Annotated in this window: 30 protein-coding genes; 8 read left to right on the forward strand and 22 right to left on the reverse strand. The window is 49.9% G+C overall.

What is annotated here, in order from left to right:
- Nucleotides 1-28: 28 nt before the first annotated feature.
- From K3G39_RS03290 to K3G39_RS03300, 3 genes are all read right to left on the reverse strand, one after another.
- Complete coding sequence (locus K3G39_RS03290) at nucleotides 29-421, reverse strand: hypothetical protein (protein ID WP_220624745.1); 393 nt, start codon at nucleotides 419-421, stop codon at nucleotides 29-31.
- 113 nt (nucleotides 422-534) lie between these two features.
- Entirely contained in the window at nucleotides 535-1965 is a 1431-nt protein-coding gene (locus tag K3G39_RS03295) for an aldehyde dehydrogenase (RefSeq protein ID WP_220624746.1), read from the reverse strand.
- 13 nt (nucleotides 1966-1978) lie between these two features.
- Nucleotides 1979-2827 carry an SDR family oxidoreductase gene (locus K3G39_RS03300; protein ID WP_220624747.1) on the reverse strand — a complete coding sequence of 283 codons (849 nt, stop codon included), beginning with the start codon at nucleotides 2825-2827 and terminating at the stop codon, nucleotides 1979-1981.
- A gap of 266 nt (nucleotides 2828-3093) precedes the next feature.
- On the opposite strand from K3G39_RS03300, the gene K3G39_RS03305 reads away from it, so the two are divergent.
- The 8 genes from K3G39_RS03305 (at nucleotide 3094) to K3G39_RS03340 (ending at nucleotide 10317) form a co-directional block, all read left to right on the forward strand.
- Nucleotides 3094-3954 (forward strand): hydroxymethylglutaryl-CoA lyase, encoded by an 861-nt coding sequence (locus K3G39_RS03305; protein WP_220624748.1) that lies wholly within the window; start codon nucleotides 3094-3096, stop codon nucleotides 3952-3954.
- 2 nt (nucleotides 3955-3956) lie between these two features.
- Nucleotides 3957-4697, forward strand: coding sequence for a (Fe-S)-binding protein (locus tag K3G39_RS03310; RefSeq protein WP_220624749.1), 741 nt, complete (start codon nucleotides 3957-3959; stop codon nucleotides 4695-4697).
- 829 nt (nucleotides 4698-5526) lie between these two features.
- Nucleotides 5527-6291: a transporter gene (locus K3G39_RS03315; RefSeq protein WP_220624750.1), complete on the forward strand. Its 765-nt coding sequence runs from the start codon at nucleotides 5527-5529 to the stop codon at nucleotides 6289-6291.
- A gap of 12 nt (nucleotides 6292-6303) precedes the next feature.
- On the forward strand, nucleotides 6304-7179 hold the full coding sequence (locus K3G39_RS03320; RefSeq protein ID WP_220624751.1) for a TIGR02587 family membrane protein: 876 nt from the start codon (nucleotides 6304-6306) through the stop codon (nucleotides 7177-7179).
- Between the two features lie 8 nt (nucleotides 7180-7187).
- A complete protein-coding gene (locus K3G39_RS03325; RefSeq protein ID WP_220624752.1) occupies nucleotides 7188-7622 on the forward strand; it encodes a hypothetical protein in 435 nt (144 codons plus the stop codon).
- A 28-nt stretch (nucleotides 7623-7650) separates the two neighbouring features.
- Nucleotides 7651-8547 (forward strand): cyanophycinase, encoded by an 897-nt coding sequence (locus K3G39_RS03330; RefSeq protein WP_220624753.1) that lies wholly within the window; start codon nucleotides 7651-7653, stop codon nucleotides 8545-8547.
- Between the two features lie 35 nt (nucleotides 8548-8582).
- A complete protein-coding gene (locus K3G39_RS03335) occupies nucleotides 8583-8978 on the forward strand; it encodes a hypothetical protein (protein WP_220624754.1) in 396 nt (131 codons plus the stop codon).
- Nucleotides 8979-8982: 4 nt separating this feature from the next.
- Nucleotides 8983-10317 carry a hypothetical protein gene (locus K3G39_RS03340; RefSeq protein ID WP_220624755.1) on the forward strand — a complete coding sequence of 445 codons (1335 nt, stop codon included), beginning with the start codon at nucleotides 8983-8985 and terminating at the stop codon, nucleotides 10315-10317.
- A gap of 604 nt (nucleotides 10318-10921) precedes the next feature.
- Here the strand turns inward: K3G39_RS03340 and K3G39_RS03345 are convergent.
- From K3G39_RS03345 to cphA, 19 genes are all read right to left on the reverse strand, one after another.
- Nucleotides 10922-11482 carry a tetratricopeptide repeat protein gene (locus K3G39_RS03345; protein WP_220624756.1) on the reverse strand — a complete coding sequence of 187 codons (561 nt, stop codon included), beginning with the start codon at nucleotides 11480-11482 and terminating at the stop codon, nucleotides 10922-10924.
- Nucleotides 11483-11546: 64 nt separating this feature from the next.
- Nucleotides 11547-11930, reverse strand: coding sequence for a DUF3037 domain-containing protein (locus K3G39_RS03350; RefSeq protein ID WP_220624757.1), 384 nt, complete (start codon nucleotides 11928-11930; stop codon nucleotides 11547-11549).
- Nucleotides 11908-12708, reverse strand: coding sequence for a HipA family kinase (locus tag K3G39_RS03355; RefSeq protein WP_220624758.1), 801 nt, complete (start codon nucleotides 12706-12708; stop codon nucleotides 11908-11910). The genes K3G39_RS03350 and K3G39_RS03355 overlap by 23 nt, the downstream gene beginning before the upstream one ends.
- Nucleotides 12709-12768: 60 nt before the next feature.
- Complete coding sequence (locus K3G39_RS03360) at nucleotides 12769-13188, reverse strand: hypothetical protein (protein WP_220624759.1); 420 nt, start codon at nucleotides 13186-13188, stop codon at nucleotides 12769-12771.
- Between the two features lie 85 nt (nucleotides 13189-13273).
- Nucleotides 13274-13639 (reverse strand): hypothetical protein, encoded by a 366-nt coding sequence (locus tag K3G39_RS03365; protein ID WP_220624760.1) that lies wholly within the window; start codon nucleotides 13637-13639, stop codon nucleotides 13274-13276.
- An 85-nt stretch (nucleotides 13640-13724) separates the two neighbouring features.
- Nucleotides 13725-14267, reverse strand: coding sequence for a hypothetical protein (locus K3G39_RS03370; protein ID WP_220624761.1), 543 nt, complete (start codon nucleotides 14265-14267; stop codon nucleotides 13725-13727).
- 51 nt (nucleotides 14268-14318) lie between these two features.
- Complete coding sequence (locus K3G39_RS03375; RefSeq protein ID WP_220624762.1) at nucleotides 14319-14543, reverse strand: hypothetical protein; 225 nt, start codon at nucleotides 14541-14543, stop codon at nucleotides 14319-14321.
- A gap of 171 nt (nucleotides 14544-14714) precedes the next feature.
- On the reverse strand, nucleotides 14715-15035 hold the full coding sequence (locus tag K3G39_RS03380; protein ID WP_220624763.1) for a hypothetical protein: 321 nt from the start codon (nucleotides 15033-15035) through the stop codon (nucleotides 14715-14717).
- A 465-nt stretch (nucleotides 15036-15500) separates the two neighbouring features.
- Nucleotides 15501-15824: a 2Fe-2S iron-sulfur cluster-binding protein gene (locus tag K3G39_RS03385; protein ID WP_220624764.1), complete on the reverse strand. Its 324-nt coding sequence runs from the start codon at nucleotides 15822-15824 to the stop codon at nucleotides 15501-15503.
- Nucleotides 15824-16837 carry an NAD(P)/FAD-dependent oxidoreductase gene (locus K3G39_RS03390; protein WP_220624765.1) on the reverse strand — a complete coding sequence of 338 codons (1014 nt, stop codon included), beginning with the start codon at nucleotides 16835-16837 and terminating at the stop codon, nucleotides 15824-15826. The genes K3G39_RS03385 and K3G39_RS03390 overlap by 1 nt, the downstream gene beginning before the upstream one ends.
- 141 nt (nucleotides 16838-16978) lie before the next feature.
- A complete protein-coding gene (locus tag K3G39_RS03395) occupies nucleotides 16979-17257 on the reverse strand; it encodes a hypothetical protein (RefSeq protein WP_220624766.1) in 279 nt (92 codons plus the stop codon).
- An 11-nt stretch (nucleotides 17258-17268) separates the two neighbouring features.
- Nucleotides 17269-17559, reverse strand: a complete 291-nt coding sequence (locus tag K3G39_RS03400) for a hypothetical protein (protein ID WP_220624767.1) — start codon at nucleotides 17557-17559, stop codon at nucleotides 17269-17271.
- A 51-nt stretch (nucleotides 17560-17610) separates the two neighbouring features.
- On the reverse strand, nucleotides 17611-17898 hold the full coding sequence (locus K3G39_RS03405) for a hypothetical protein (protein WP_220624768.1): 288 nt from the start codon (nucleotides 17896-17898) through the stop codon (nucleotides 17611-17613).
- Between the two features lie 41 nt (nucleotides 17899-17939).
- Nucleotides 17940-19181, reverse strand: a complete 1242-nt coding sequence (locus tag K3G39_RS03410; protein WP_220624769.1) for a hypothetical protein — start codon at nucleotides 19179-19181, stop codon at nucleotides 17940-17942.
- A gap of 49 nt (nucleotides 19182-19230) precedes the next feature.
- Nucleotides 19231-19569, reverse strand: coding sequence for a potassium transporter KefB (locus K3G39_RS03415; protein ID WP_220624770.1), 339 nt, complete (start codon nucleotides 19567-19569; stop codon nucleotides 19231-19233).
- An 81-nt stretch (nucleotides 19570-19650) separates the two neighbouring features.
- Nucleotides 19651-19959, reverse strand: coding sequence for a transcriptional regulator (locus K3G39_RS03420; protein ID WP_220624771.1), 309 nt, complete (start codon nucleotides 19957-19959; stop codon nucleotides 19651-19653).
- A 7-nt stretch (nucleotides 19960-19966) separates the two neighbouring features.
- Nucleotides 19967-20590, reverse strand: a complete 624-nt coding sequence (locus tag K3G39_RS03425) for a hypothetical protein (protein ID WP_220624772.1) — start codon at nucleotides 20588-20590, stop codon at nucleotides 19967-19969.
- A 535-nt stretch (nucleotides 20591-21125) separates the two neighbouring features.
- Complete coding sequence (locus K3G39_RS03430; RefSeq protein ID WP_220624773.1) at nucleotides 21126-22094, reverse strand: isoaspartyl peptidase/L-asparaginase family protein; 969 nt, start codon at nucleotides 22092-22094, stop codon at nucleotides 21126-21128.
- A gap of 92 nt (nucleotides 22095-22186) precedes the next feature.
- The gene (cphA, locus tag K3G39_RS03435) at nucleotides 22187-24829 is read right to left on the reverse strand and encodes a cyanophycin synthetase (protein ID WP_220624774.1); all 2643 of its coding nucleotides are present in this window, start codon (nucleotides 24827-24829) and stop codon (nucleotides 22187-22189) included.
- Nucleotides 24830-25052 lie beyond the last annotated feature (223 nt).

The raw sequence follows: 25052 nt of genomic DNA on the forward strand, positions 1-25052 counted from the left end.
AAAGATTAAGGCGTCAAAGATACTAAAATTAATGGACCACGCGCAGCACAGGTTCTTCGAGCGGTGTGCGGGTTTCAGGGTCCACTGTAAAATAACCCACCATACTTGGACCATAGCCTAAATTCAATTCCACAAATTTATTCTGCTCTGGCAGCATACCCACTACCTCCTGCTGTAATCCTTTGTACTTTTCGAGCAGGTCGTTCAGCTTTTGCTCTTTATCGTTCAGGGCGTTCTGCGGTTGCTGGTTGGTCAACTGGTGCTCCGTGTTTTGCTCCGGATCAAAGTCAGGTTTCATGCTTTGTAGCGACAGCAGTTCCACTTCCAGCAGCCGGATATCGCGCTCTACATGCAGGTACTCTTTTACTTTTTCTTCCAGCGGAACAAGCGATTCGTCCAGGTATTCTATCACGTTTTCCATAGTTTTATCAGGTATATGAGGGTGTATAGCTCCTATACGGTAAAGCCCTCATTTATTTTCATACGTGAAGTACTATGGACCGGCTACATGCCTGCCTCAGGTATAGCTATACCTTATAGCCACTTGAATACTTTTCTGATAAAAGCCAAGCGGTTGCCATAAGGCGGGTAGCGCAGCGGAAGGTCGAGCCAGGTGCCGCGGTGCACGACACTTCTCTGGTTCGAGAACAGCTCAAAACTGGCTTTCCCGTGGTAGCTGCCCACACCACTTTCGCCTACTCCGCCAAAAGGCAGTTTCGGGTTGATGAGATGCGAAATGGTGTCGTTGATGCAGCCGCCTCCAAAGTGTGCCTGCTCCAGTACCTGCTGCTGCTGCATTTTGTCAGATGAGAAAAAGTAAAGCGCGAGCGGCCTTTCTCTGGAGTTTACATCCCGGATGGCTTCATCCAGATGAGTATAGGTGAGCACAGGCAGTATAGGCCCGAATATTTCGTCCTGCATGACGCTGTGCTGCCAGTTTACCCGGTCCAGCACAGTTGGTGCAATAAAGCGGCTATCCGCATCGTGCTGTCCGCCTATGCGCACCACGCCATCCTGCAGGTAGCTGCGCAGGCGTTGGTAGTGCCGGTCGTTGATGATGCGGGCAAAGTCCGGGCTGTGTCGTGGCGAATCCCCATAAAACTCCTGGATTGCAATGCGTAACCGCTCGATCAGTTCGTCTTTTACCTGTTCCTGCACCAGCAGGTAGTCCGGAGCTACGCAGGTCTGGCCGGCGTTCATAAACTTGCCCCAGACAATGCGGCGTGCTGCCAGCCCCAGGTCAGCATCTTCAGCTACGATCACCGGGCTTTTACCACCCAACTCCAGCGTAACAGGGGTTAGGTGGTCGGCAGCAGCTTTCATCACGACGCGCCCTACCTGGGTGCTGCCTGTAAAAAAGATGTAGTCGAAGCGCTGTGCCAACAAATGCTGCGTAGTAAGAACGCCACCTTCCACCACGGCAACCAGGCGAGGATCAAATGTATCCCCAACAAGTCGTGCAATGACCGCTGAGGTGGCAGGGGTAAGTTCTGATGGCTTGATGATAGCGCAATTACCAGCCGCCAGGGCACCGATCAGTGGGTTTAAAGCCAATTGCAGCGGGTAGTTCCAGGGGCCAATGATGAGGGCCACGCCGTAGGGCTGGGAGTAAATGTAGCTGCGGGCAGGGAAGTTGAGCAGTGTTTCACCTACAGATTTTGGTTTGGCCCAGCGCGTAATATTTTTGATTACCAGCTGCAATTCTTTTTCAACGAAGCCAATCTCAGTGGTGAAGGACTCAAAAGCTGGTTTCCGGAAGTCTGTATACATGGCATCGATCAATTCCTGTTCGCGGCTGCGCACGGCCTCCAGCAGTCGTCGGAGTTGCTCTTTCCGAAAGTTAATGTTCAAGGTATGGCCACCGGCAAAATAGGCGCGTTGTTGTTGCAGCAGGTCCAGCACGGCCTGCGGGTCTGCTTCCGGCGTGGGGCTGACCCTGGTTACATAAGTGTTTGTTGTGTTCATAGCGGGTGAAGGGTTAGGGTTTAGTTGCGTAAGCCGGCTTTTGTCCGACAGCCGGCCGGCCGGTAAAGTCATTCATAGAGGTATAGACCCCAAACCAGCGGCCAGTTACCGTATCGAAGACACGGGTAGGTAAAATGCCATGAAGCAAGGGGAGTAAATTCACGATAAAAGGTTTGCGAAGCAGGATCTTGTTGCGCTTAATGGCATTCAGAATGGCTTCCGTGATCGTGTCGGGCTGCAAGATCGGGGTGAGCAGCGGCGCCTTTACGCCGGCAAACATACCGGTGTCGATGTAGCTGGGCATAACGGTAGTTACTTTCAGGTTTGGCCCTATTTGTTCCAGTTCCAGTCGCAGACTTTCAGACCAGCCGAGCACTGCCCATTTGCTCCCCGCATACACACTCATGCGCGGATTGGGCAGCAGGCTCGCCGCCGAAACGATGTTCACGATATGACCCTGTCCACGCGCTACCATAGCCGGCAGAAAAGCCTGTGTCACCAGCATGGCATCCAGCACATTTACCTGCAGCGTCCGCTCAATTTCGGTCATGCTGTGTTCCACAAAAGGTTTGCCTACCACAATGCCAGCATTATTGATCAGGGTTTCTGGTGCACCGAAGCAGTTTAGTACGTCTTCAGCCGCCTGCTGTACCTGCGCTGCGTCGCCAACGTTAACCTGCCAGGTATGAACTTCGTAACCAGCTTCAGTGAACTCCTGGTAAGTCTGTTGCAAGCCAGCAGGGTTAATGTCCCATACCAGTACACGGCTGGCATCGCGCTGCAGGCATTTGCTGCCCATCAGCTTGCCAATGCCCGAAGCGCCTCCTGTTATGAGCACTGTACTTTTCTTTATGCTGGTCATCGAGCAGGTTTTAATATTATGTGTATTTCGCAAGCATAATATAGGAGAATAAGATCATAAATAAAATTGTTATGCTTTTATCCTCAGCCAGATATACAAATAAATTATAAACAAGGCCAGGCTATTCTTGGTTGTGTGTCGGGCGGCTGCTTAGGTGTTATGCCATCAATCTTGCTAAGCTTGTCAGGTATAAATTCTCCCGGTATTTCCCCGCGCAGACTTACGCTTATTTGTATCTTTGGCAGAACGACCAAATTCGCTTCTCTATGACGGACGATACCATCAAAATAATAGAGTGCCCCCGCGATGCCATGCAGGGCTTGCATGATTTTATACCTACGCAGACCAAAATTGACTACATCAACCAGCTGCTGCAGGTGGGCTTCGACACGATAGATTTCGGTAGTTTTGTGTCGCCCAAAGCCATCCCGCAACTGGCCGATACCACCGACGTGCTGGCCGGGTTAGACCTGAGCAGCACACGCTCCAAACTGCTGGCCATTATTGCCAATGTGCGGGGTGCAGAAGAAGCGGCAACACACAAAGCGATCGATTACCTGGGCTTTCCGCTTTCGGTGTCAGAGACGTTTCAGCAGCGCAATACCAACAAAAGCATCGCCGAGGCCATGACCCAGCTGGCCCAGATACAGAACATTTGCCAGCGCCAGGACAAAATGCTCGTTACATACATTTCCATGGGTTTCGGCAATCCGTACAACGACCCCTGGGATGCCGCCACAGTCATTCGTTTTGTGGAGGAACTGGATAAACTGGGCGTAAAAATCATTTCCCTTTCTGATACCATTGGTATTTCCAATCCGGAGAATATCACCTACCTGTTCAGCGAACTGGTGCCTTCTTTCCCGCACATTGAATTTGGAGCGCACCTGCATACTACACCGACCAGCTGGCACGAGAAAGTGGAAGCTGCTTACGGGGCAGGCTGTCGACGGTTTGACGGAGCCATGCGTGGGTATGGTGGTTGCCCGATGGCCAAAGATGAACTGGTGGGCAACATGGCGACTGAAAATTTGATCAGCTACTTCGAAAATAATGGCTTAAATTTGAAGCTCGACAAAGAGGCTTTTGCTGCTGCACTGGCAGCTTCAGGCTCTGTTTTCTCCTGATTATGGCAAGAAGAACAATTGTAGATATATTCATTCCCTGCTTCGTGGATCAGCTGCACCCTGAAACAGGTATGAGTATGGTTAAAGTACTCGAGGGCCTGGGCTGCGAAGTTAACTATAACCCAAACCAGACCTGCTGCGGACAGCCAGCTTTCAATGCTGGTTTTTTTGACGAAGCCCGCGAAGTAGCCAACAAGTTTCTCGACGATTTCTCAAGCGAAACCTCTCATTACATTGTGGCGCCCTCAGCAAGCTGCGTTGGAATGGTGCGTAATGCCTACCAGGACATCTTCGTGAAGTCATCTAAACTGGTGAAGTACCGCGCCATGCAGAAGAAGGTGTTTGAGCTGACCGAGTTCCTGACTGATGTGCTGAAAGTGACGCAGGTGCCTGGCGCTCGCCTCGACGGCAAAGCCACTTACCACGACTCCTGCAGCGCCCTGCGTGAATGCCACATCAAGGAAGGACCGCGTGCGCTGCTGCAAGGGGTGCACGGACTGGAAATGATCGAGATGGAGGACACCGAAACCTGCTGCGGTTTTGGTGGTACCTTCGCCGTGAAGTTCGAAGCCATTTCAGTAGCGATGGCCGAGCAGAAAGTGGAAAACGCGCTGGCAACCGGCGCCGACTACATCATCTCCACCGACAGCAGTTGTCTGATGCACCTGAATGGCTACATCCAGAAAAACAAAAAGCCCATTAAAACCATGCACATTGCTGATGTGCTGGCCAGTGGCTGGTAAGGTATAAACTACAGGTATAGGTATAAGGCAACGGCCTCACTCTAGAAAGGGTGAGGCCGTTGCTCGTTTACAGGTATGGAGAATCTCTATTTTCCGAGGTGGTATGAGATCCCAAAGTTCAGGTTCATGCTCGAGAAGCCAAACTGTAGCACATTCCTTTTTACTGTATTCTCCCTACGTTGCAGCTCATTTGGAGGGGCATTTGCGTGTATTCTCTAAAAGAGTCAGTAGTGGTTGAAAGTGAGCGCTCCCAGCCCCGTCTATAGCTTTTTTTACTGCCTGCGTAAAAACACCTATCGCTTAGGTTGGTAATACTGAAATTGGCTTTTAAATAACCAATTCGTAACGTTCTGACTCACCTCCCCGAAATGCTGGCGTATAAGAATACAAAACACGAAAGGCAGTTTGAAGCTTTGGTTTTAGGTTGGTTGAACCATTAGTTTTTACTCCTGGTGAGTCTGCTGCCGAAACGAACGTTGTTTTTAAATTGATCATGGGCTTACCGCTATCTGGGGTGCGTTTAGCGGTTCGCACATGTTTATAAGGGAGCCGGTATCTGTTTTTTTATTAGGCAGGCGGTTGGAACCGGCTCCCTTTTTTCCCTCCCCTCTCTTACTTTCTTTTTGTTTCAACTCATCATCCCGAAGGCCAGATCATTTGCGAAGTTATACCTGGTGGCTGGCTTGCCAGCGTTTTACAGTCTTCTGTTGGCGCTTTGCCGTATAAAACGGCCTTGCTACGTGCAAAACGGTATTTGTGCAGACGATAGCCTACCCACAGCACACTTCAGCGTATAAAGCGCAACGAATGCACGTACACGCTCAATGCTATGAAAATAAAGAAAGCACTAGTGCCGGTACTGCTTGTTTTTCTGTTCTGTGCACTTTTGTTACCGGCACAGGCGCAGGAAGAACTAAGCGCAGACAGACCCGACAATTCACAGGGGCCCGGTATTATATCCCGGGGCTATGTTCAGCTGGAGGCGGGTTACAACTACCAGAAGCTTAACGCTAATATCAGAACGTATGCTTACCCCACAGCACTCCTGCGCATTGGCTTACTGGAAGGTGTCGAGCTGCGCGTGCAGGGTGCCGTAAAAGATTCCGTTATCGAAAACGGAACAGAGCGCCATATTAAAGGTTGGGGGCCGCTGAGCGTCGGGACCAAGGTGCGGATTTGGGAAGAAAAAGGCTGGCGCCCGGAGGCTGCCCTTAGCGCCATGCTGACGCTGCCCCTTGCAAGCGAAGTGTTTAAGCCCGATAACCCTGAGCCGCAGCTTGGGCTGGGTTTCAGCAATGCACTCTCCGAGAAACTGGAACTTACCTATACGCTGGGCTACGGCTGGACTGATGGCGAACCTGTGCGATCTTATGGTGCTAATCTTACCCGGCAATTTATCGATAAACTGATGCTATACCTGGAGGTCTTCGGGAGTAAAGAAAAAAGTGAAACTGCAGAACATCAGGCTGATGTAGGAATATTATACCTGGTGTTGCCAAATCTGCAGTTTGATGTAGCGGCTGGGAGGAGGCTGAACAAAGCGGCACCACATTACTTTTTTACCACAGGTCTGGCCTTTCGGTTGCCCCGTTAAAATGCAGCAGGTATGGCCAACAACAAAAAGATAAGACCTGTCCGGAAATCGCTGCAAGAGTATGCACGAGGTATAGCGGGTGGGCTTCTGTTTAGTTTTCCTTTGCTTTATACCATGGAGGTATGGTGGGCGGGTTTTATCGCTTCTCCCGTTCAGTTGCTGATGATGGTCATCGTCACTTATCTGCTGTTACTAGGGTATAACCGCTACGCAGGTATGCGGCCAGGGGTCTCGTGGCGAAGCGTCTTCATCGACTCGGTGGAGGAGATGGGCCTCGGCATTGTGCTGGCCTTTGTAGTACTTATTGTGCTCAACCGCATTCAGTTCGGAGAGATGTCAATTGATGAGATCATGGGAAAAATCATTATTGAGGCCATGGCCGTATCGATCGGTGTATCCATTGGAACGGCGCAGTTGGGAGCTGCAGAGGATGAGCCGGAAGAAGAGAATGAAGTGCAGACAGAAGCAAAGGAAGCAGGCTGGCGTACCGGGTTGCGCAGCAAAGTCAGCCTGGTGGTGCTTGCGCTTTGTGGTAGCATCATTGTGGGAGGCAACGTTGCCCCTACCGAGGAAGTAGTTGTGCTGGCAGTTGGGGCCAGCCCTGTGCACATTTTGTTAATGGCCGTTCTCTCGCTTGCTATGAGCATGGTGGTGGTATACTTCAGCGATTTTAAAGGCACAGGGCATAACAAGCAAGGTAACCTGGCCTTCGCCATTACCCTCGACACCTGTCTGAGTTATATCACAGCACTGGCAGCCTCGGCGTTTCTACTCTGGTTCTTCGGGCGTTTCGAGGGGGTGAGTTTTGAGATGGCCTTTGCCCAATGCATTGTACTGGGCGTACTGGCTAGTCTGGGTGCCTCGGCTGGCCGACTGCTTATTAAGTAACCGGATAAATGAAAGAACAAAACGATACACATAAAAAGCAACAGTCGAACAGAGCAGGAGATGACGATGATAAAAATGCCCTGGAGTGGATGGTGTTTGGTATCAGTCTGCTGCTGGTGCTGGCCATTCTGGTATACCTGAGTTATATGGCCTATACCCACAAATCATCCACACCAGACCTGACCGTAGCCTATTTTCACGACCCTTCCGCCAGTGCACCATACCGCTACCGGGTGGTGGTGCACAACAAGGGCGGTGAAACCGCAGAAGAGGTGCAGGTGGAGCTCTCCACCGAAAGTGGAGGAAAGGAAGTAGAGAAAGCCGGGCTTAGTATTGCTTTTTCGCCAAAAGAATCGAAGCGGGAGGGCTGGGTGAATTTTAAGGATGATCCGGCTAGTGCCGATACGCTGCTGGCCCGTGTGGTGAGTTACAAGAGACCTTGATGAGACAGTTTAAAATAAAATAAATAGCATGGCAAAGAAAAAAGTTTCTAACCGGCATGAGCATCACAAAGAGGCTCCTATACCTAAAGGCTGCCTGCTGGCCATAGGGGGCCGTGAGGACAAAGGCGACAAGGAGCTGTCAGAAGAACAGAGCAGAAATGCAGACTTCGAAAGCGAGGAGATCATGAAGTACTTTGTGGGCACGCTCAAAGGCAATGATCCTTTGGTGGTTGTGGTGCCAACAGCCTCTACCGATCCCGAAGAAATCTCAAAAGATTACATCAAAGAGTTCCACAAACTGGGTGTAAAGAATGTAGAGGTATTGGACATCCGTAGTCGCCTGGATGCGCGAAAAACTGAATTTTTGGACATGGTGGAGCGGGCGGCTGGCATCATGTTCACGGGGGGCGATCAGCTTCGCCTCACCTCTATACTGGGCGGGTCGCCGGTGCTGCAGCTCATGAAGGAGCGCTATACCTACGATGAGGATTTTATCATAGCCGGCACCAGCGCAGGAGCCGCCGCCATGTCCACGCCCATGATTTACGAGGGCGAAACGCAGGGAGGCTACATCAAAGGAGATGTGCGCATCACCACCGGACTCGAGTTTCTTAAAAACGTAGCCATTGATACTCACTTTATCCAGCGCGGACGCATTATCCGGGTGTCGCAGTGCATCGCCACCAACCCAGGCTGTATTGGTATCGGGCTGGAAGAAGACACCGCTATTTGCGTAACCAAAGGCTCCGAAGTAAAAGTACTCGGCTCCGGCCTGGTAACGATCGTGGATGGACTGGGCATCACAGAAACCAATATTTACGAGATCAAAACAGGTGAGCCCTTTTCGGTGAGAGATATTAAAGTGCACCTGCTGGCAGGAGGTGATACGTATACCTTGCCCACTTACGATCAATTACATATTTAAGTAGTTAGCAGTAATCAGTAAACAATTGTAAGTGCTTGAACAGACTTTCGCTTATATCAAAAATACAGGGCGTTTACTGGGCAGTTACCGGTATCTGGCCGCTCGTGCACATGCCCAGCTTTATTTGGGTAACGGGTCCAAAGGATGATCTTTGGCTGGTGCGAACGGTCGGGGTATTGATCTCGGTGATCGGGCTGGTACTATTGGCGGCAGGTATAAAAAAACGCATAACGCCCGAGATCAGGTGGCTGGGTATAGGCAGTGCAGCCGGGCTGGGTTTTGTGGATGTATACTATAGTCTAAACGATGTGATTCGGAACGTATACCTGCTCGATGCGGTAGGCGAGTTGATTCTGATCCTGCTCTGGCTTTGGGCCGGGCAGCGGGGGCTGGTAACATCTACAAGTAAACACAGCAGCCAGCAACATTAAACTTATGCACCAGAACACGCGCCCCATCCGTACCCGACACTACCGTCTCATAGAAGAGCTTGCCAATGAGTCGCGTCAGGATCTGCCCGAGCCAGGTATGCGCCGTCGCGCCATCGCCATGACCCTGTTGCAGCAGTACAGCCAGTTGCCCGATAAGCCCAGCCTGGTGCCCAGCGCTGAGGGAACACTCGAGGCCATGGTTTTTACGATTCCGGCTTATGTGCTGCGGCACGTAGACAACCCGCTCTGGAAGGTATACAGCGACATGTTTCTGAAACTGCCCACCTATACCGAGTTTCATCTACTGGTGCCAGACGATGGCAATACGCGTCAACAGTTGGAATCCTGGTTTAAAGACCATGGCCTGCTGCAGCGTTGTCAATTTCATGAAGTACCAGAACACATCAAATTACTGATATGGGCTGAAGATGATTATGAAATAGTACAGCACAAAGCCAACGGCCGTTATACCCTGGTGCAGCCGCACTCACATCGTCGTGCTGCCGACGACTATACAGGATATTTCCTGAGCAAATCACTGGGTTTAAATCGTGTTAAGACACCCTTATACTTTGAGGGAGGCAATTTACTGGTGGGTGACGATTTCTTTCTGATGGGAGCCGACTACATCGTGGACTCCATGCTCGACCTGAAAGGGGTGCTGCTTCCGGAGGACCAAACGCTGGCTACGGAGGAACTGGCCAGGCTCTTTAGCCGCTATCTGGACCACGATCGTAAATTTCTGACAGTAGGCAGCCTGCTGTATGTGCCCCATGAAAAAGAACAGGAATTTGAAATGGATGGCGAAACCTGGACCGAAACTTTTCATACCAAAAACGTCGAAGGTACCGTGCAGCCTCTTTTTCACATCGACATGTTTATTACCCTGGCCGGACGAAACAGGGCGGGTAAATACCAGGTACTGGTAGGGGACACCCGGATGGCCTCCGAATTGCTGGGAGAGAACTTGTCCTATTACGGGATGCCCCACGTGTTTGACGATGTGGCTGCCCTATTGGAGCGACAAGGCTTTGAAGTAATCAGGAATCCGCTGCCCCTCACTTACGTCGATAACCCGGAAGAAAAACGCCGCGACTGGTATTATGCCACTTCCAACAACGCGGTAGTAGAGATCAAAAGCGCAACCGATAAAACTGTCTGGCTGCCCACTTACGGCCATGGCAACTGGGAGTACCTCCAAAAAACAGACGAAGCCAATAAAGAGGTATGGGAGCAGCTCGGTTTTAAAGTGATTCAATTACAAGATTTTCATCCCTTCGCTGAAAAATCCGGCGCCTTGCATTGCATTAAGAAATATCTGAGAAGGGGACAGGGTTAGTAGGGGTTAAGGGTTTTCATGTACTACTGTCATCTTCTGCTTTTTTAAAAGAGGCCTCTATCCCAAGGAGGTAAATTTTACCCCATCCCAACCTTCCCCTAAAAACAGGATAAAGTGCATGCCGCTGCTATTTCTCAGGTATAGGCGTTATAGCAGCGGTTTCGTGTGCACAATTAACATCTCCCTGTACCCTTCGAAGGGGGAGTTTCTGCCATTGCTGATTTTTTAGGTATAGCATTGTAGTTTCAGCAAGGATTCACGCGCCCTAGGCAGGTATCGTAAGAGTAACTTGTCCCCCTAAGCTATGAAACAGACAGCATTAGCCAGGTGCACCTAAATGACACTCCACTGTTGGGGGTGAAGGGGTCCCCTGTCAAGAGCGTTCAGCGAGTGGGGGTAGGGGCCCTTGATTTGGAGGGTCTTGATCTTTTTGCTTACTTTTTTCTTACTTTTTTCTTTATCGAGGGCCCCTACCCCCATCAAGGAAAAAAGTAAGGCCCGCCACACAGGCGAAGCTACAAAGCAATACAATCCGCTATACCTGCAAATAGCAGTAGCTATACCTACAAACCATCCCGCTGCGAGGCAAAACTATACAACAATCTTACTTCTTAAAATAAACCGCATACGTCTGCAAGGTATCCTGCGTCAGCGCCTGCGCTTTCAATCTATCCTCTTCCGCTTCTTCTTTCAGACCAAGCTTGTACCTGGCGGCGCCACGCCCGTAAAGCGCATCGTAATAAAAGCTTTTGTCATTGGCAGCAGGAATAACAGCGTTGTAATCATGCAGCGCCTCTTCATACTTGCCTAACTCCAGACGCATTTCGGCGCGGTGATACAGAAAACCCAGATCATCGGGATAAACTTCCAGTGCCTCATTCAGGGCTTCTTCGGCTTGTGTGAAGTTCTTGTCGTAACGGTAGCTCCAGTAAAGGAGGTCGTGGGTCTGGTGGTCTCCGTGACCTTGATCGATCAGGGAATTGAAGAAATAGCTGGCTTCCTTAAACGCGTTTGGGTTGCCCATTATACCTTCCTCCAGCTTCGCTTCCGCATTCTTCCGCATTTTTTTGGTATTAGCGAAAAAATAAGGATCGGAGAGGATCAGGACCACAAACACGATGGCACCGATAGTCAGGACGATGGTGATGATGCGGGAGATGTTCATAAGGGGCGTGTGTTCTATGCGGGTATAACAAAAAGCGGGGCAAATTGAGTTGCAGCTAAATCGCCTATACCACTAGATCACGGTGCAGTTTATCCAGGGTTTGGGCAGGATCGAGGCATAGGCCGGGATGCACAGGCGAGGTCTGCAAGATGGTGCTGCGGTTAGCCGTAAGCCAGCGGAAACGCGAGGCCGTGCCCAACTGACCAATCGGGCCGCCTTCGCGTCGGCCGGCGCATACCTTCTCAAAAGCCTGCAGGCGCGCCCGCAACTCTTCCATGTCAAGCTTACCGAAAACAGCTTGCAGGCGCGCTTCGTTTAAGGTATAGCGGATCTGCAAAAAGCCACGGGAACTGCAAAGCAGGATAACGCCCACATTCAGAAACTCTTCCCGCTCCACCCGTGGTACCACCCGAATCACGGCGTACTCAAATAAGTGTCTTTCTTGCATGCTGGGCGGCGTTCACAAATTTATCAGAATGGGCTAATCTAATCTCGAAGAAGCGGGCATAGGCCTGACGATGTTCCTCGGCTGTCTCAAACGGCGACTCTACACCAGTCAGCCACTCATCAGGAATAAGGACCAGGATCTCCTGCAGGCGGGCAGGGGTGAGTGTTTCACGGCCGGCCTTGTCAGCTGCTTCCAGTTCGCTGGCCTGCGGCAGGAGCACATGGTCCTTGATCATGGCAAACGGGCGATTGGCCTGCTCTTCCCAATTGTCCCAGGAGTGATGAAAAAAGAGGGACGCGCCATGGTCGATCAGCCACAGTTCTTTCTTCCACATGAGCATGTTGGTGTTGCGGGCCGTGCGGTCCACGTTGGTCACCAGAGAGTCGAGCCACACAATGCGTGAAGCCAGGTCGGCGTCGATGGTCGTCACTACAGGGTCGAAGGTAATGGCGCCTTGCAGGTAGTGTGAGCCGAGGTTAAGGCCTTCGCTGGCACGCAGCAGGTCTTGTATTTCTTCGTCGGGCTCGGTGCGGCCAAAGGCTTCGTCGAGGTGCATGAACACGATCTCGGGAATCTGGAAGCCCAGTGCCCGGGCGATTTCCCCCACGATCAGTTCGGCAATTAGTACTTTTATACCTTGTCCGGCTCCCCGGAACTTGAGCACATACAGGAACTCGTCATCGGCCTCCACAATAGCGGGCAAGGAGCCTCCTTCACGCAAAGGCGTGAGGTAGCGGACAACATTCACGGTCCTGATCTCTGGTAATCTGTGATTCATAGGTGCAACTTACGAAATTTCTGAAGCCCCGGCCAGGTATAGCATCAGCCAATTGAGCGATCAGGCAAAAGTAAACCGTCGGGAAAGCAGGTGTGCTGCAAAAGCCATCGGGAGATAAGCTACCGTCAGATCCAGCACCGTAAACCAGACAGGGGAGGGAAGCATGAACACGCTGGCTATACCTCCGGCCAGGAAGAATACCCCGATGGCCATGGCAAACTTAAACTTATGTGTTGCGGCAATTGTGGCAGCCAGAAAAGCACCTGCCAGCGTACCGAGCGCGTGGGCCAGAAAAGGAAACAGAAAGTGCTTCGGCTCAAACAAATGCATAGTCGCCTGCAGCCCTTCAGAGGTGGTTACGTCAGCCCCGTTTGGAGGTGGTATAATAGTGCCACTCACGGAGATCAGAGCCATGTTAACAATACTGCCGACTACGATGCCTGCCATAATGGCCAGGATGTTGCGAAGGATGGGGTGCATAGGGTAGTGAGGTTAGGTATAGAGGTGAGTTGTTTTATACTTTATAACGGCTTTTAATTTTATTTATGGTTAAGCCTAGGCTTATCTATTTGTACATCTGGTAAGTTTCTGTGCTGCTGGTTTTCGCAACACCATAATCTTCGTCATCCCGGAAGTTCACCACACCTGATTTTATTGTTCTTTCATCTTCTCTAAGTTCCTGCGCTAGCTTTCCAATTTCCCTTGCAATTTGCTCTTTTTTAGCTGGACTTAAGTCATCAAATTTTGGGTCAATTAGTGATACAGTCAATTCATTATTGTTTTTGATGTTTATTTCAACTTCCGCTGTTTTATATTTTTCAGCGATAGATTTTTTAAGTTGATTCATGTATTTAAACTCTCCACTCATTTCTGAACAGCTGAATAAGGTAATTAGGAGAATCGTCAGAATTGCGGATTTGTATTTCTTCATTTTGATGATTTTAGCTCATTGGTAAAATTTAGAGGAACTAACGCCCAACGTTACTAATGTAGCAGAAGCCCGAAGCGTAGCAAGGTTAAGGCTGAACTGGGTTGGAGTTTGTGTTGTTTTTATTTTTTTGCCCGTCCCACATTTCCTGAATCCGGCCCCAGCATTCAGTAGCCCATTGCTTCAACTGGTCAAGTGTTAGAGATTCATCATTGCAATCAAAGATTTGGTAATCTGTTGCTGTTAAAGTCAATTCACCACCAGCAATTTCTTTAGAACTATTGCAATGAAGCACATAAGTAACTGGTCGGGAATAGGTATAGCTTTGAACTTCAAGCCCCAACTTCCCCATTGTCTGAGGGGCGTTTGTTGTTCTTTTCTCAGTTTCTCGAAGTGCAAGAGGCTTCAATTTGCTGGCTTCATCATCTTTGAACAGAAAGTACTCACACTGTAGATTACTACACCCTGACAACTCAACTTTTATTTGGTATTCCAATACGGCAGGGTTCCATACCTGTCCCCAAGGAATCACAAACTCCAAAGTCAAAGCTTCCCTGTCTTTGCTCACACTCTTTATTTCTAAGTCGTGAAACATTGAAAACAGTTCTTCTATTTCTTGTTGTCTATTCATGATTCCAATACATGCTGACGGCTTTGCCTAATAAGGTTTACGAGGTAGAGACTAAGCATAACTTATAGGCTGGGCTGGGCGCAATTTTTTATTATTTATAGAGCAGCTAATTAATCCCGCTGCAAATAATATTGCACCTCCTACAAATGGGAAACCTGCCCCGACTATATCTTCAAGAAGTGGAGAAAACAAAAATGGCAAGCAATAAAGCATTCCTAATGCTCCTAGAGCCATTGAGATACAAGAGCCAATCAAAGCTAATTTCTTCATTTTCATTTGTATAATCTGTTCTACATTTCTTGTTCCCACTACTTTTTTTCTTAAATCTTCCGTGTTGAATCTCGCATACTGGTCGATTTGCCAGTTCTTTATCGGTTGAGAAGCAAATCCAGTTTTGAAGTCTTTATAGAATGTTTGCCATTTATGAGGAAGTAGTAAGAATCCGTATTAGAAGATAGCAAGACTTGGGATTGAGATATTACCATTGCCTATCATAAAAGCCTGCATTCTTATTTCGTCAACCGGACTCATTTTGTAGTCCAGAAGCACGTGTTTAAGATCGTGAGATTCATAACCAGGGACAAGCCTTAATTTATTTTTGGATAAGCACTCGGCAATATCCTTTCCTAGCATCCCTTTTTCTAACTCATGAAGCTTATCTACTTTCTTCTGATATTTTTCAATATTACTGAAGCGCTCAATTAACCAAACAGATAAGTGAAAAGAGAGAGTAATTATTAGTTGAGGAAAGTTAGATATCTTCTTCATTTCTCTTGTTTAAAATTAGGCCTGACAAGTGTATAACAGGAGTACCTACTCCTGCTATCTGCGCTATGTTTAGAGTAGTGTTTGCCTTTGAATCAGGGCAGAATATAATGAGCCTCCGTTACTTTTATCTAGCTAATATAGGGATTTGCTATTGATTATCTAGTGGGCTCCCGATTTGTCCGACACACGAGTGTCATGCTCTTCAGTCTTGCTGCTTCTGTGCCCGAGCAGTGTCCGGATATACCTCAGGTTGTTGCCTGCTCCAAAAGATGTGTGGCAAAAAAGTACCAGAGTGTGTGCGGTGTGACCTTAGCCTTGTTACCGGTCCGCTCAACGTATGTCCGGAAGGCCGGACTAAATTAAGAAAATCAAGGTATAAGACCACCTGCTCAGGTATAGCCCAACAAAAAAGCCATACCCTTTACAGGTATGGCTTTTCAATTACTCAGGTATAGGGTATAGCATCTAGGCTTCCGGCATCAGGCGTACCACCATCCCGTCGAAGTCGGATTTTATGCGCAACTGGCACGAGAGCCGACTTGTTGGGGTGACGTGTGGCAACGTTTCGAGCATATAGGCCTCGTCGTCACCAGGCTCGGGTAATTCACCGCTTTGCAGTACCTCCACGTGGCAGGTGGCGCAAATGGCCATACCACCGCAAATGGCGGGTACGTCCAGCTCGTTCGCTTTCATCACTTCCATCACCGAAAGGCCCATGTCAGTAGGTGCCTCCAGCGTCACGCGGCTACCGTCGGGCAGCTCCACGTGTATGTTAATCAGTTCCTCCATTAGCTTAGCTCCTGTATGCCGTTTACAGTGGTGTACTTGAGCACAAACTTCTTGTCCGGATAAATAACATTGTAAGCACTCTGAGCCATCAATGCCGATTCGTGGAAGCCGCACAGAATAAGCTTAAGCTTGCCCGGATAAGTGTTGATGTCGCCGATGGCGTATACGCCCGGTATATTGGTAGAGTAGTCTACGGTGTTCACCACAATGGCGCCTTTTTCCAGTTCCAGTCCCCAGTTCTCGAGCGGACCAAGCTTCGGCACCAGTCCGAAAAGCGGAATAAAATAGTCGGTCTCGATCTGATGCTCGGTCTGGTTGTCGATGAGTACGGTCACGCCGTCCAGTTTGCCATTACCCTGCACTTGCGTCACGTTCGACTTCAGCAGCAATTTTATCTGCCCTTCTTCAGCCAGGGTCAGCACTTTTTCAGCAGATTCCGGAGCTCCCCTGAAGGTAGAGCCACGATGAACGAGCGTCAGTTCTTCAGCCACACCAGCCAGGTATATCGCCCAGTCCAGGGCAGAGTCGCCGCCGCCGGCCAGCACCACTTTTTTACTGCGGAACAATTCCGGGTCGCGCACCATGTAGGTCACGCCTTTTCCTTCAAAGCTTTCGAGGCTTTCGATGGCTGGTTTGCGCGGCTCAAAAGAACCTAGTCCGCCAGCAATGGCTACTACCTTGCAGGCAATTTCAGTGCCCTCGGATGTGCGCACAATGAATGATCCGTCTTCCTGCTTTTCGAGTTCTTCCACACGCTCTCCCAATGTGAAAGTAGGGTGGAAAGGCTCGATCTGCTTCATCAGGTTATCTACCAGCTCACCGGCCAGTATCGACGGGAAACCAGGTATATCGTAGATCGGTTTTTTAGGGTATATCTCGGCTAGCTGTCCGCCTACTACTGGCAGGGCATCTACCACGTGGCAGCGCATCTTGAGCAGACCCGCCTCAAATACAGCAAACAGGCCCACCGGACCTGCGCCCACAATACATATATCAGTTGTTATTCTGTCCATTTAAAATTGTCTTTTGATCAATCAATTTTCTACCGTAAAGATACGGCCCTGTGTTAAGCATCCATAGCAATTTCTATTATAAAATGGGGCGACTCACAGCATCAGCCGTAAACCGCCCCATTCCTGCAGAACCAGATGTGATCAAATAAGTGCTTTGTCCAGCATATCGCCCAGGTCGCTCACGCCTAAGGTGAACATGAACAGTACGACAGCCAGTATGATTTTAACCACCACAGGTATAGCGAAGCCCAGGTGTCGCTTCAGGTATAGGTTAGCAGGCGGTAGATAGACCAGCGAGAGCAACAGGTATACGAGACCGGGAACGGGGTGCACCAGCACCAGGTTCAGGACACCAACTGCTGCGACTACCAGGCCGAAAAACCAGCCGAGTAGGGAATAATTTAAGGTATGTGCTCTCATAATGTTATTGTTTAACTTCCTGCAAATGGGGTTCCGAAAATACCAACAGCCAACTCTGCCCAAATGAGGAAGAAGGCCAGTAGAATGAGCCCGATGATGACGAGCCGGGATTCGGTATTTCTAACTTTCCGGATCACCAACTCAGCCATAAGTCCGGTACTAAGCAACAGGATGCCCATGATTACAAAATCACGCAGATCCCATTCTACTTCGTTGGTGAATTGCATGGCGATGAACGGGATGAGGAGCAGAAACGCTACTGTGAGCACAATGCTGATTAATCTTTTGTTTTGCGTTACCATATCTGTTTTTGTTTATGATGAAAATGCTTTGTTTTTCTGAATTCTGAAAAGTTAAAAGTCCAGCAGCATCAGGTCGATCTTATCAAAAAGTTCGGCCACACCCAGCGCCGACCAGATGATAATAATCCCTATGAAGATTCTGACAACCAATGGGATAGTATAGGCCGTTGACTCTCTCAGAACAGCAGCCATAGGAGGGAAGTAGGCAAGTGATAGCAGGATAATAAACAGACCATAGCCGGCATCGTTGCCCCAGAAAGTATTGATAAAACCGATCGCCAGAAAGAGGAAGCCAAACAGCCAGCTGAAGATACTTCCGATATGCAATGTTTTTTCCATAAGGTGTTTTGGTGTTATGATGAAGAGAATTTTAGGACTGCTTATTCGAACCCGAAAATGAGTGGAAAGAGGAACACGACCAAGATGGTCCAGATAAAGTACACCGGAATGTAGAGCACAATGGAACGCCCGACCTCGGTAATGGCAGCCTTTCGGGTGGCTGCTTTAAAGAGCATGACTGTAACGATGAGAAGGTGAACCAGCATGAGCACATTTCCGCCCATCACAGCTACTCTGTTTGGCGTAATCCCCCATTCCGAAATCCGGAAGGAAATAGCCGACAGCGCGATGCCATTCACGACCACCGTCACGACTGAGAGTAGCAGCAAAACCCACACACCCGAAGCATTGCCTGACCGGTTTGAGCTCTCAGCCACCGAGAAGAAAATCAGGGCCATCACCCCGATCAGGAGCACGTTGAACAACAGCAGAAACTCCCGGTCGTTGTAAGGGTCCTTGCCAGAATAGATGATGGCCCCCAGGTAGATGATCAGCATCACCAGCACCAGCGGACTGAAAATCTTGGCAATCACCGGCGACACTTTGTTCACCAGTTGCGGGTTGTTCTGGGTCAGGTAGGCCGCGACGATGGGAACAGCCGGCAAACCAAAGGCTACAATGTATTCAAAGTAAAACTCCTCGATCCGGAGCCCGATCAGCGCAAACAAGCCAATCGTTATACCTGTCATCATGCCACCGGCTATCACCAGCAGCGCCGACATTACTGCCAGGTCGCCGTTGAAGCGCAGGTAGCTGAGGCGCTTGTCGGCCAGGTGAAGTTCGTTGCCGGTGAATGAAACCCCCAACAGGACCCATAGTAATAAAGGCAAATGAATGCAACCCAGCACCAGGGTGTCGCTCTGGTTGTCGGGTAGTAAGTTGATGTAAACCAGGCAAACGGCCGTGATGCCACCGATAAAAGCGATTCGGTTCGCCGGTAGGTTGTTCCGCCAGGCGAAGTAGGCCATCAGGGGCGGCAGCACAAAAAAGCTGAGGTTACGCGGGTAGTAAAACGCTTCGCTGATCGGGAAAATGGCGGGCAGCTTAACGAGTATACCTGCTACAAGCGCCGCAATCACCACAAACAAAAATTCCCGGTTGAAGCGCCAGAAAACATCCTCTGCTTCGTAGTTCAGTCTTTCGTGCCAGAAGCCAGCCAGCGCTGTATCCTGTACCTGCGGGTAAATGCCGCTGAACTCCTGCTTAAATCCTGTCTTGTTGGACCGGTACAGCTTCTCCAGCTGCCCGGGGTTGTCAAGGTGCGATAGTATTTGCTCTTTCATAGGGTTATACCTGTAATGTTTTTTATCGGAATAAATGCAGTGAAAAGGTCTAGTCCCACAGCGTACCGGCCAAACCTAGTACAGAGCCGAGCCAAAGACCTACCACATAAATCAGCACACTCAGCACCACTGCGATGCCCTTGTGCAGGCCGAGACTGCGGTGATAATGGAGGAGCATGTAGTTAATAAAGCCGCCAAGTGCACCAGCCATTGTAACAACGAAGAGTGGCCGCAGCATCCACAACTTCCCCCAGGCCGGGTCTGGAGATTGGACACCCGCCAGAAAAAGTGCGATGAGGGCTAATCCGAAGGCGGCGCCTGTCAGGGCGCGTCTACCTGCTGCAGCGGGCTGTGCAGGTTGGTTTTGATATTCATTTTGCTGTACCATGTTACTGCTGTGTTATAGTTTATACTTCTTTTTATTAGTTATTAAAGTACTTTGAACTTCAAAGTAAAGCGACAAAAAAAATTAATCGCTCTGTCTGTTGTTTAAAATCAATTGTTCCAAAGCATCCAGGTGACTTTTGAAAGCTTCCCGACCGGCATCCGTTGCGTGGTAGGTGGTGTTGGGTTTACGGCCAACAAACTGTTTTTCTACTTGCAGGTACCTGGCTTCTTCCAGCGCCCGCAGGTGACTGGCCAGGTTGCCATCGGTCAGTTGCAAGGTTTCTTTCAGGGTATTGAAATCCACCCTGTCGTCCACCAGCAGCACCGACATAATGCCCAGTCGCGCCTTGCTTTCGAAGGCTTTGTTTATATTTTCCAGATACTCTTTCACCGGTCTGCTAGCGTTCGTATTTAAAGTACACCAGCGCGCCATACACTATGTGCAACATGCCAAAACCCACGGTCCAGAGCATCAGGCCATAGCTGACATATACACTGGCAATCAAGCCGATAATAATCTGTATGATGCCCAGGTAGCGAATATCACCTAAGGTATACTTGCTACCGTTGAGCAGGGCCAGGCCGTAAAAAACCAGCATGGCAGGTGCTACCAGGTATAAGATGCCATGGTAAAGCAGGACAGTACAGAAAACACCACCAGCAGCCAAAGGTATAGCCAGGTTCACCAGCAAACGCTTCGACTGGTTGTCCCAGGTGCGTTGGTTCTTTTTGCGGGCATTGCGCGCCGTAAAATAAGTGGCGGTACCAAAGGCCAGCACCAATACCCCAACCGCTACCGCCAACACAAAAAAGATATTCTCACGACTGAATTTACTGGCCAGATCGTTGTAATAATTGATGTTGTGCTGCGTAAAGTACCACTTTACCAAAGCCGCACCGGCAAGTGCCGACAAGCCTGCAAATACGCCGGACAATCCGCTCAGGGAGATAAAGCGGGAGGAGCGATCCATGATGCTGCGGATCTCGTGCAGGGCTTGTAACTGGTCTTGCTGTTGATTCATTGTAAAGTACTTTGAGTTTCAAAGTTAATACGGGTTTACGTAAAGTCAAGCCCTGAGGCTAAATATATTCTTAAAATATATACCAGGTAGTAAGATTTCTGCTCAGGGGCTGTAAAATTGGTTGGGAGATAAGATATTGTAATTTGGAAATCTACTCAGTCAGGTATAGCAAAACGGGAGTTTAGTGGTATGAATGCGCTTTCGATGTTCCCTGCGACCACCATGTCCGAAGGAACAGTTTTAGGGATGACCACACCTAGCTGCTCTTTTAGACATCCAAATCACGAAGCTTTCTATAGTTGATGTCCACAACCCCGTGTATTACTAGGCGATTCGCGCGGGTCTGGAGTCCCGCAACAGTTGGGGGTAGGGGCCCTCTATTAAATTCGGATTGATAAATTCGAATCAGCTGTCCCTCTCAAAAAAACTATAGCTGCCCGAGTCAGCTATACCTGTCCTGAAAGTAAGAGGCATTGTCCATACACTCAGGTATACAGTCAATGCCGTGCAGGTATAGCCTGAATTTTGAGGATAGTTATTTCTCCATTTCTTTCTGTTTAACTGCTTTTTTGCCCTTTTCTGACTCCCATAGGGCCACGAAGGGTTCTTCATCTGCAGCCCAATAACCCCTTTTCATGAAGCCGGTATTAAAGCCAAAAGCCGCCTTGCCGGCAGCATCCATCGACAGGATACCCCGGTCTCCCTTCAGTTTATCGGCATGTAACTCAATGGCTTTGTCAGTGGCCGCATGCAGGGAGTTGCCAGCGTATTTCATCATGGCGTATACCTCGTGGGCCAGTACGCCGCGCATAATCGCCTCGCCTTCGCCGGTACAGCTGACGGCGCATACTTTGTTCGCTGCAAAGGTGCCTCCGCCGATAATGGGGGTATCGCCCACACGGCCCTTGAGTTGGTCCGTCAGGCCACCGGTGGAGGTAGCTGCAGCCAGATTTCCGTTTATGTCCAGGGCGACAGCGCCCACAGTGTCACTCATGGAACCGGGCATGGTCTTCTTGACCTCTAATCTCTTATGCTGTTTCTCCCGCCAGGCTTCGTCTTTTTCCGGTGTCACAAAATACTCCGGTCCTTTTAGTGGCAGGTTGTTAGCGAGGGCATATTCTTCGGCACCCGTTCCTACGAGCAGGCAGTGGTCGCACTTTTGCAGGATAACTTTTGCCAGGGTAATAGGATGCTGCACATAACGCACACCGCCAACAGCTCCAACCCGCAGGGTATTACCGTCCATAATGGCGGCGTCAAATTCGTTTTCTCCGCGTTGCGTCAGGCTGGCGCCACGCCCGGCATTAAACACCGGGTTGCGCTCCATGCTGTTGACAGCCGCTTCTACTGCGTCCAGGGCGCTACCGCCTTTTTCCAGCACATCATACCCATCCTTCAGGGCATCTGCCAGCCCCTGTCTGTACAGTTTTTCGGTTTTTTGGTCAAGCTCGCTGTGTTTTATAGATTCTGCGCCACCGTGTATGGCTATCGCAAATTTTTTCATCGCTGTTCTGTTGTTGAGTAAGTTTTGCAAAATCAGTCGTTCTGCACAAGGCATCTACGGGAATTGCGGAACGGCTGTTAGGTTTTGTATTTTTAATAAGTGTCTTCTTCCAGTGAAGACTGGCGCCTATGCTCGATAATGCGAAAACTCTCCACCATTTTTACTGACTCCGGAATGTCTTCCGAAAAAAGCGCGATGAAAGCTCCCTCCGGAGCATATTCCATAGCATGTGCCAGGGCGCGCGTTTCCTGGTTTATCTCCATGAGCTTCATGTCCGGCTTCACAGCCACAATGCCCTGCTTGATCAGGCTGTTGATCTCTTGTCCGGATTTGCCGCGCAGGTCCTTGTCCTGCCGGATGATAATCTCGTCGAAAGTCTCGGCGGCAATCCGCCCAATCTGCACGGTGTCTTCTGGGAGGCGGTCTCCTATACCTGCTATGATGCCAATTTTATAACTGGCGTGCACATTGTCTATAAAATCGGCAATGGCCTCCATACTCGCGATGTTGTGGGCATAGTCGATGAGCACTTCGTAGCGGGGCAGTTTAAACAGGTTCATGCGGCCCGGCGTGGTTTCAGCAGAAGGTATAAAAGTGCGCAGCGCCGTCCTGATCTCGGCTATTTCGAAGTGGTTGATATACCCGGCCAACGTAGCAGCCAGCACATTCTGAATATTGAAACGTGCCCGGCCACCAAAGGTCAGCGGAATGTCCGCCACGCGGTCTACCCTGATCTTGTAGGTGTTTTTGAAGATGGAAATATACCCGTTCTCGAGCACGGCCGCCAGTCCGCCTTTGCTGATGTGCTGCAAAATACGTGGGTTGTATTCGTCCAGACTAAAGAAAGCTACTTTGCAGGAAAGACCGGTAGCCATTTCAAATACCAGGTCATCGTCCGCGTTGAGTACCGCAAAACCGTTCTGACAAACCGTCCTTGGAATCACCGCCTTTACTTCAGCCATTTCCTCTACCGTGTTGATGTCACCCAGCCCCAGGTGATCCGCTGAAACATTGGTCACAATACCGATGTCGCACTGCCGGAAGGCCAGGCCCGAGCGCAGCATACCGCCCCGGGCACACTCCAGCACCGCATAGTTCACCGTTGGGTCTTTGAGCACGAACTCACTGCTGTAGGCACCAGTGGTATCACCCTTAATGATTTTCTTGTCCTGTATGTAGATGCCGTCGGTGGTGGTATACCCTACCTGGTAGCCTTTGAACTTGAGCATGTGCGCTACGAGGCGGGTGGTAGTGGTTTTGCCGTTGGTACCCGTAATGGCCACTATAGGTATACGGGTCGGGTTGCCGTGCGGAAATAGCATGTTGATGATCGGTTCGGCTACGTTGCGCGGCAAACCGTCGGTAGGGGAGATGTGCATACGCAGCCCGGGAGCGGCATTCACTTCGATCACTGCTCCCCGGGTTTCTGTTAGTGGGATAGCAATGTCGGTTGTCATCACATCAATACCGCATACGTCCAGCCCGATAATGCCCGCGATGCGCTCTGCCATGAGCACATTGTAGGGATGCACGATGTCTGTTACATCCGTGGCAGTACCGCCGGTGCTGAGGTTGGCCGTGCTTTTCAGGTATAGCACTTCGCCATCTGGCAGCACCGATTGTAGTGTCAGGCCTTTTTCTTTGAGCAGACTGCGCGTATGCCTGTCTATTTTGATGTGCGTGAGCGCCTTTTCATGTCCTATACCTCGCCGGGGGTCCTTGTTGACTTCTTTAACCAGTTGCTGTATCGTGGAGATGCCATTGCCGGTGACCATGGCCGGTGTGCGTTTGGCGGCCGCAATGAATTTGCCATTGATGACGAGCAGGCGGTAATCGTCGCCTGTGATGAACTGCTCTGCCATCACTTTTTTAGAATAGCGTTGCGCTTCTGTCAGCGCCCGCTGCGCCTCTTTCCAGGTATGGATATTGACGGTAGCACCTTTTCCCTGGTTACCGTCCAGCGGTTTTACGACCACCGGATAGCCCAGCTCATTTACCGCAGTTTCAAGTTCATCGGCGTCACTCACAATGCTGCCCTGAGGAACCGGTATGCCGGCATCTTCCAGAATGAGCTTGGTGGCGTTTTTGTTACCGGCATTCTCTACAGCGAAAAAAGAAGTGCGGCAGGTCATGGCCGCCTGTATGTGTTTCTGGTGTATGCCATACCCCAGTTGGATAAGACCGCTGCGGTGATTGTTGATATAAGGTATACCTCTGCTTACCGCTTCCGACACAATGGCCTCTGTGCTTGGACCGAAGTACTCATCCTCGCGAATCTGGTGAAGCCTGGCGATGTCCTGCACTATGCTGGGTTTCTTGCCTTTGGCCATCAGCTCAGCTATGCGTACCGCGGCGTGGGCGGCATATTCTCCGGCCCGCTCCTGCTGGTAAGAGAACAGCACATAATCTACACCCGGTGCTGGCCCGGCATAGCGCCTGCCATAACCACTGTCCATACCGGCCAGCGTCTGAAGTTCGAGGGCAATGTGCTGCACTACCTTGCTAAAGGTAGTGCCTTCGCGAACGAGTCTGAAAAAGCCGCCGGGTGTTCCTTTTGACGAGCGATGCTCATACATACCCGGAAAAAGCTTCTCCAATCGCTCCTGGAAATTTGGCACTTCATTGGTTAGTACATCCTGTAACCCTTCCAGATCGAGCTTCAGGACAATAATTTTAGGATGCTTGATAGACCAGTAGTTAGGTCCACGCATGATCCTCAGTTCTAGTATTTTCATTTGCTTTCACACTTCAGGTTTGAACCTGTGTCAACAGGTCGCAGGCCACAAGGGCTATGCATAAGATTAGTACGGATTAACAGTGGTTTGGGGGAACTCCGGAGGATGAAATGAACACTTATCTCTTTAAATATGAGTAGTAGTTACGCCTACCTGGTGCAACAAAAGATAAGTACCTACTAGCCTACCGTATTAGTACGCTTTTTTGAGTTAATGAGTGTTT

The sequence above is a fragment of the Pontibacter sp. HSC-14F20 genome, assembly GCF_019599265.1.
GTDB lineage: Bacteria > Bacteroidota > Bacteroidia > Cytophagales > Hymenobacteraceae > Pontibacter.

What these genes read in the sequence shown, in the direction of transcription:
- K3G39_RS03290 (WP_220624745.1), bottom strand. Translation starts at nt 421, where the DNA reads ATGGAAAACGTGATAGAATACCTGGACGAATCGCTTGTTCCGCTGGAA.
- K3G39_RS03295 (WP_220624746.1), bottom strand. Translation starts at nt 1,965, where the DNA reads ATGAACACAACAAACACTTATGTAACCAGGGTCAGCCCCACGCCGGAA.
- K3G39_RS03300 (WP_220624747.1), bottom strand. Translation starts at nt 2,827, where the DNA reads ATGACCAGCATAAAGAAAAGTACAGTGCTCATAACAGGAGGCGCTTCG.
- K3G39_RS03305 (WP_220624748.1), top strand. Translation starts at nt 3,094, where the DNA reads ATGACGGACGATACCATCAAAATAATAGAGTGCCCCCGCGATGCCATG.
- K3G39_RS03310 (WP_220624749.1), top strand. Translation starts at nt 3,957, where the DNA reads ATGGCAAGAAGAACAATTGTAGATATATTCATTCCCTGCTTCGTGGAT.
- K3G39_RS03315 (WP_220624750.1), top strand. Translation starts at nt 5,527, where the DNA reads ATGAAAATAAAGAAAGCACTAGTGCCGGTACTGCTTGTTTTTCTGTTC.
- K3G39_RS03320 (WP_220624751.1), top strand. Translation starts at nt 6,304, where the DNA reads ATGGCCAACAACAAAAAGATAAGACCTGTCCGGAAATCGCTGCAAGAG.
- K3G39_RS03325 (WP_220624752.1), top strand. Translation starts at nt 7,188, where the DNA reads ATGAAAGAACAAAACGATACACATAAAAAGCAACAGTCGAACAGAGCA.
- K3G39_RS03330 (WP_220624753.1), top strand. Translation starts at nt 7,651, where the DNA reads ATGGCAAAGAAAAAAGTTTCTAACCGGCATGAGCATCACAAAGAGGCT.
- K3G39_RS03340 (WP_220624755.1), top strand. Translation starts at nt 8,983, where the DNA reads ATGCACCAGAACACGCGCCCCATCCGTACCCGACACTACCGTCTCATA.
- K3G39_RS03345 (WP_220624756.1), bottom strand. Translation starts at nt 11,482, where the DNA reads ATGAACATCTCCCGCATCATCACCATCGTCCTGACTATCGGTGCCATC.
- K3G39_RS03350 (WP_220624757.1), bottom strand. Translation starts at nt 11,930, where the DNA reads ATGCAAGAAAGACACTTATTTGAGTACGCCGTGATTCGGGTGGTACCA.
- K3G39_RS03355 (WP_220624758.1), bottom strand. Translation starts at nt 12,708, where the DNA reads ATGAATCACAGATTACCAGAGATCAGGACCGTGAATGTTGTCCGCTAC.
- K3G39_RS03360 (WP_220624759.1), bottom strand. Translation starts at nt 13,188, where the DNA reads ATGCACCCCATCCTTCGCAACATCCTGGCCATTATGGCAGGCATCGTA.
- K3G39_RS03365 (WP_220624760.1), bottom strand. Translation starts at nt 13,639, where the DNA reads ATGAAGAAATACAAATCCGCAATTCTGACGATTCTCCTAATTACCTTA.
- K3G39_RS03370 (WP_220624761.1), bottom strand. Translation starts at nt 14,267, where the DNA reads ATGAATAGACAACAAGAAATAGAAGAACTGTTTTCAATGTTTCACGAC.
- K3G39_RS03375 (WP_220624762.1), bottom strand. Translation starts at nt 14,543, where the DNA reads ATGAAAATGAAGAAATTAGCTTTGATTGGCTCTTGTATCTCAATGGCT.
- K3G39_RS03380 (WP_220624763.1), bottom strand. Translation starts at nt 15,035, where the DNA reads ATGAAGAAGATATCTAACTTTCCTCAACTAATAATTACTCTCTCTTTT.
- K3G39_RS03385 (WP_220624764.1), bottom strand. Translation starts at nt 15,824, where the DNA reads ATGGAGGAACTGATTAACATACACGTGGAGCTGCCCGACGGTAGCCGC.
- K3G39_RS03390 (WP_220624765.1), bottom strand. Translation starts at nt 16,837, where the DNA reads ATGGACAGAATAACAACTGATATATGTATTGTGGGCGCAGGTCCGGTG.
- K3G39_RS03395 (WP_220624766.1), bottom strand. Translation starts at nt 17,257, where the DNA reads ATGAGAGCACATACCTTAAATTATTCCCTACTCGGCTGGTTTTTCGGC.
- K3G39_RS03400 (WP_220624767.1), bottom strand. Translation starts at nt 17,559, where the DNA reads ATGGTAACGCAAAACAAAAGATTAATCAGCATTGTGCTCACAGTAGCG.
- K3G39_RS03405 (WP_220624768.1), bottom strand. Translation starts at nt 17,898, where the DNA reads ATGGAAAAAACATTGCATATCGGAAGTATCTTCAGCTGGCTGTTTGGC.
- K3G39_RS03410 (WP_220624769.1), bottom strand. Translation starts at nt 19,181, where the DNA reads ATGAAAGAGCAAATACTATCGCACCTTGACAACCCCGGGCAGCTGGAG.
- K3G39_RS03415 (WP_220624770.1), bottom strand. Translation starts at nt 19,569, where the DNA reads ATGGTACAGCAAAATGAATATCAAAACCAACCTGCACAGCCCGCTGCA.
- K3G39_RS03425 (WP_220624772.1), bottom strand. Translation starts at nt 20,590, where the DNA reads ATGAATCAACAGCAAGACCAGTTACAAGCCCTGCACGAGATCCGCAGC.
- K3G39_RS03430 (WP_220624773.1), bottom strand. Translation starts at nt 22,094, where the DNA reads ATGAAAAAATTTGCGATAGCCATACACGGTGGCGCAGAATCTATAAAA.
- cphA (WP_220624774.1), bottom strand. Translation starts at nt 24,829, where the DNA reads ATGAAAATACTAGAACTGAGGATCATGCGTGGACCTAACTACTGGTCT.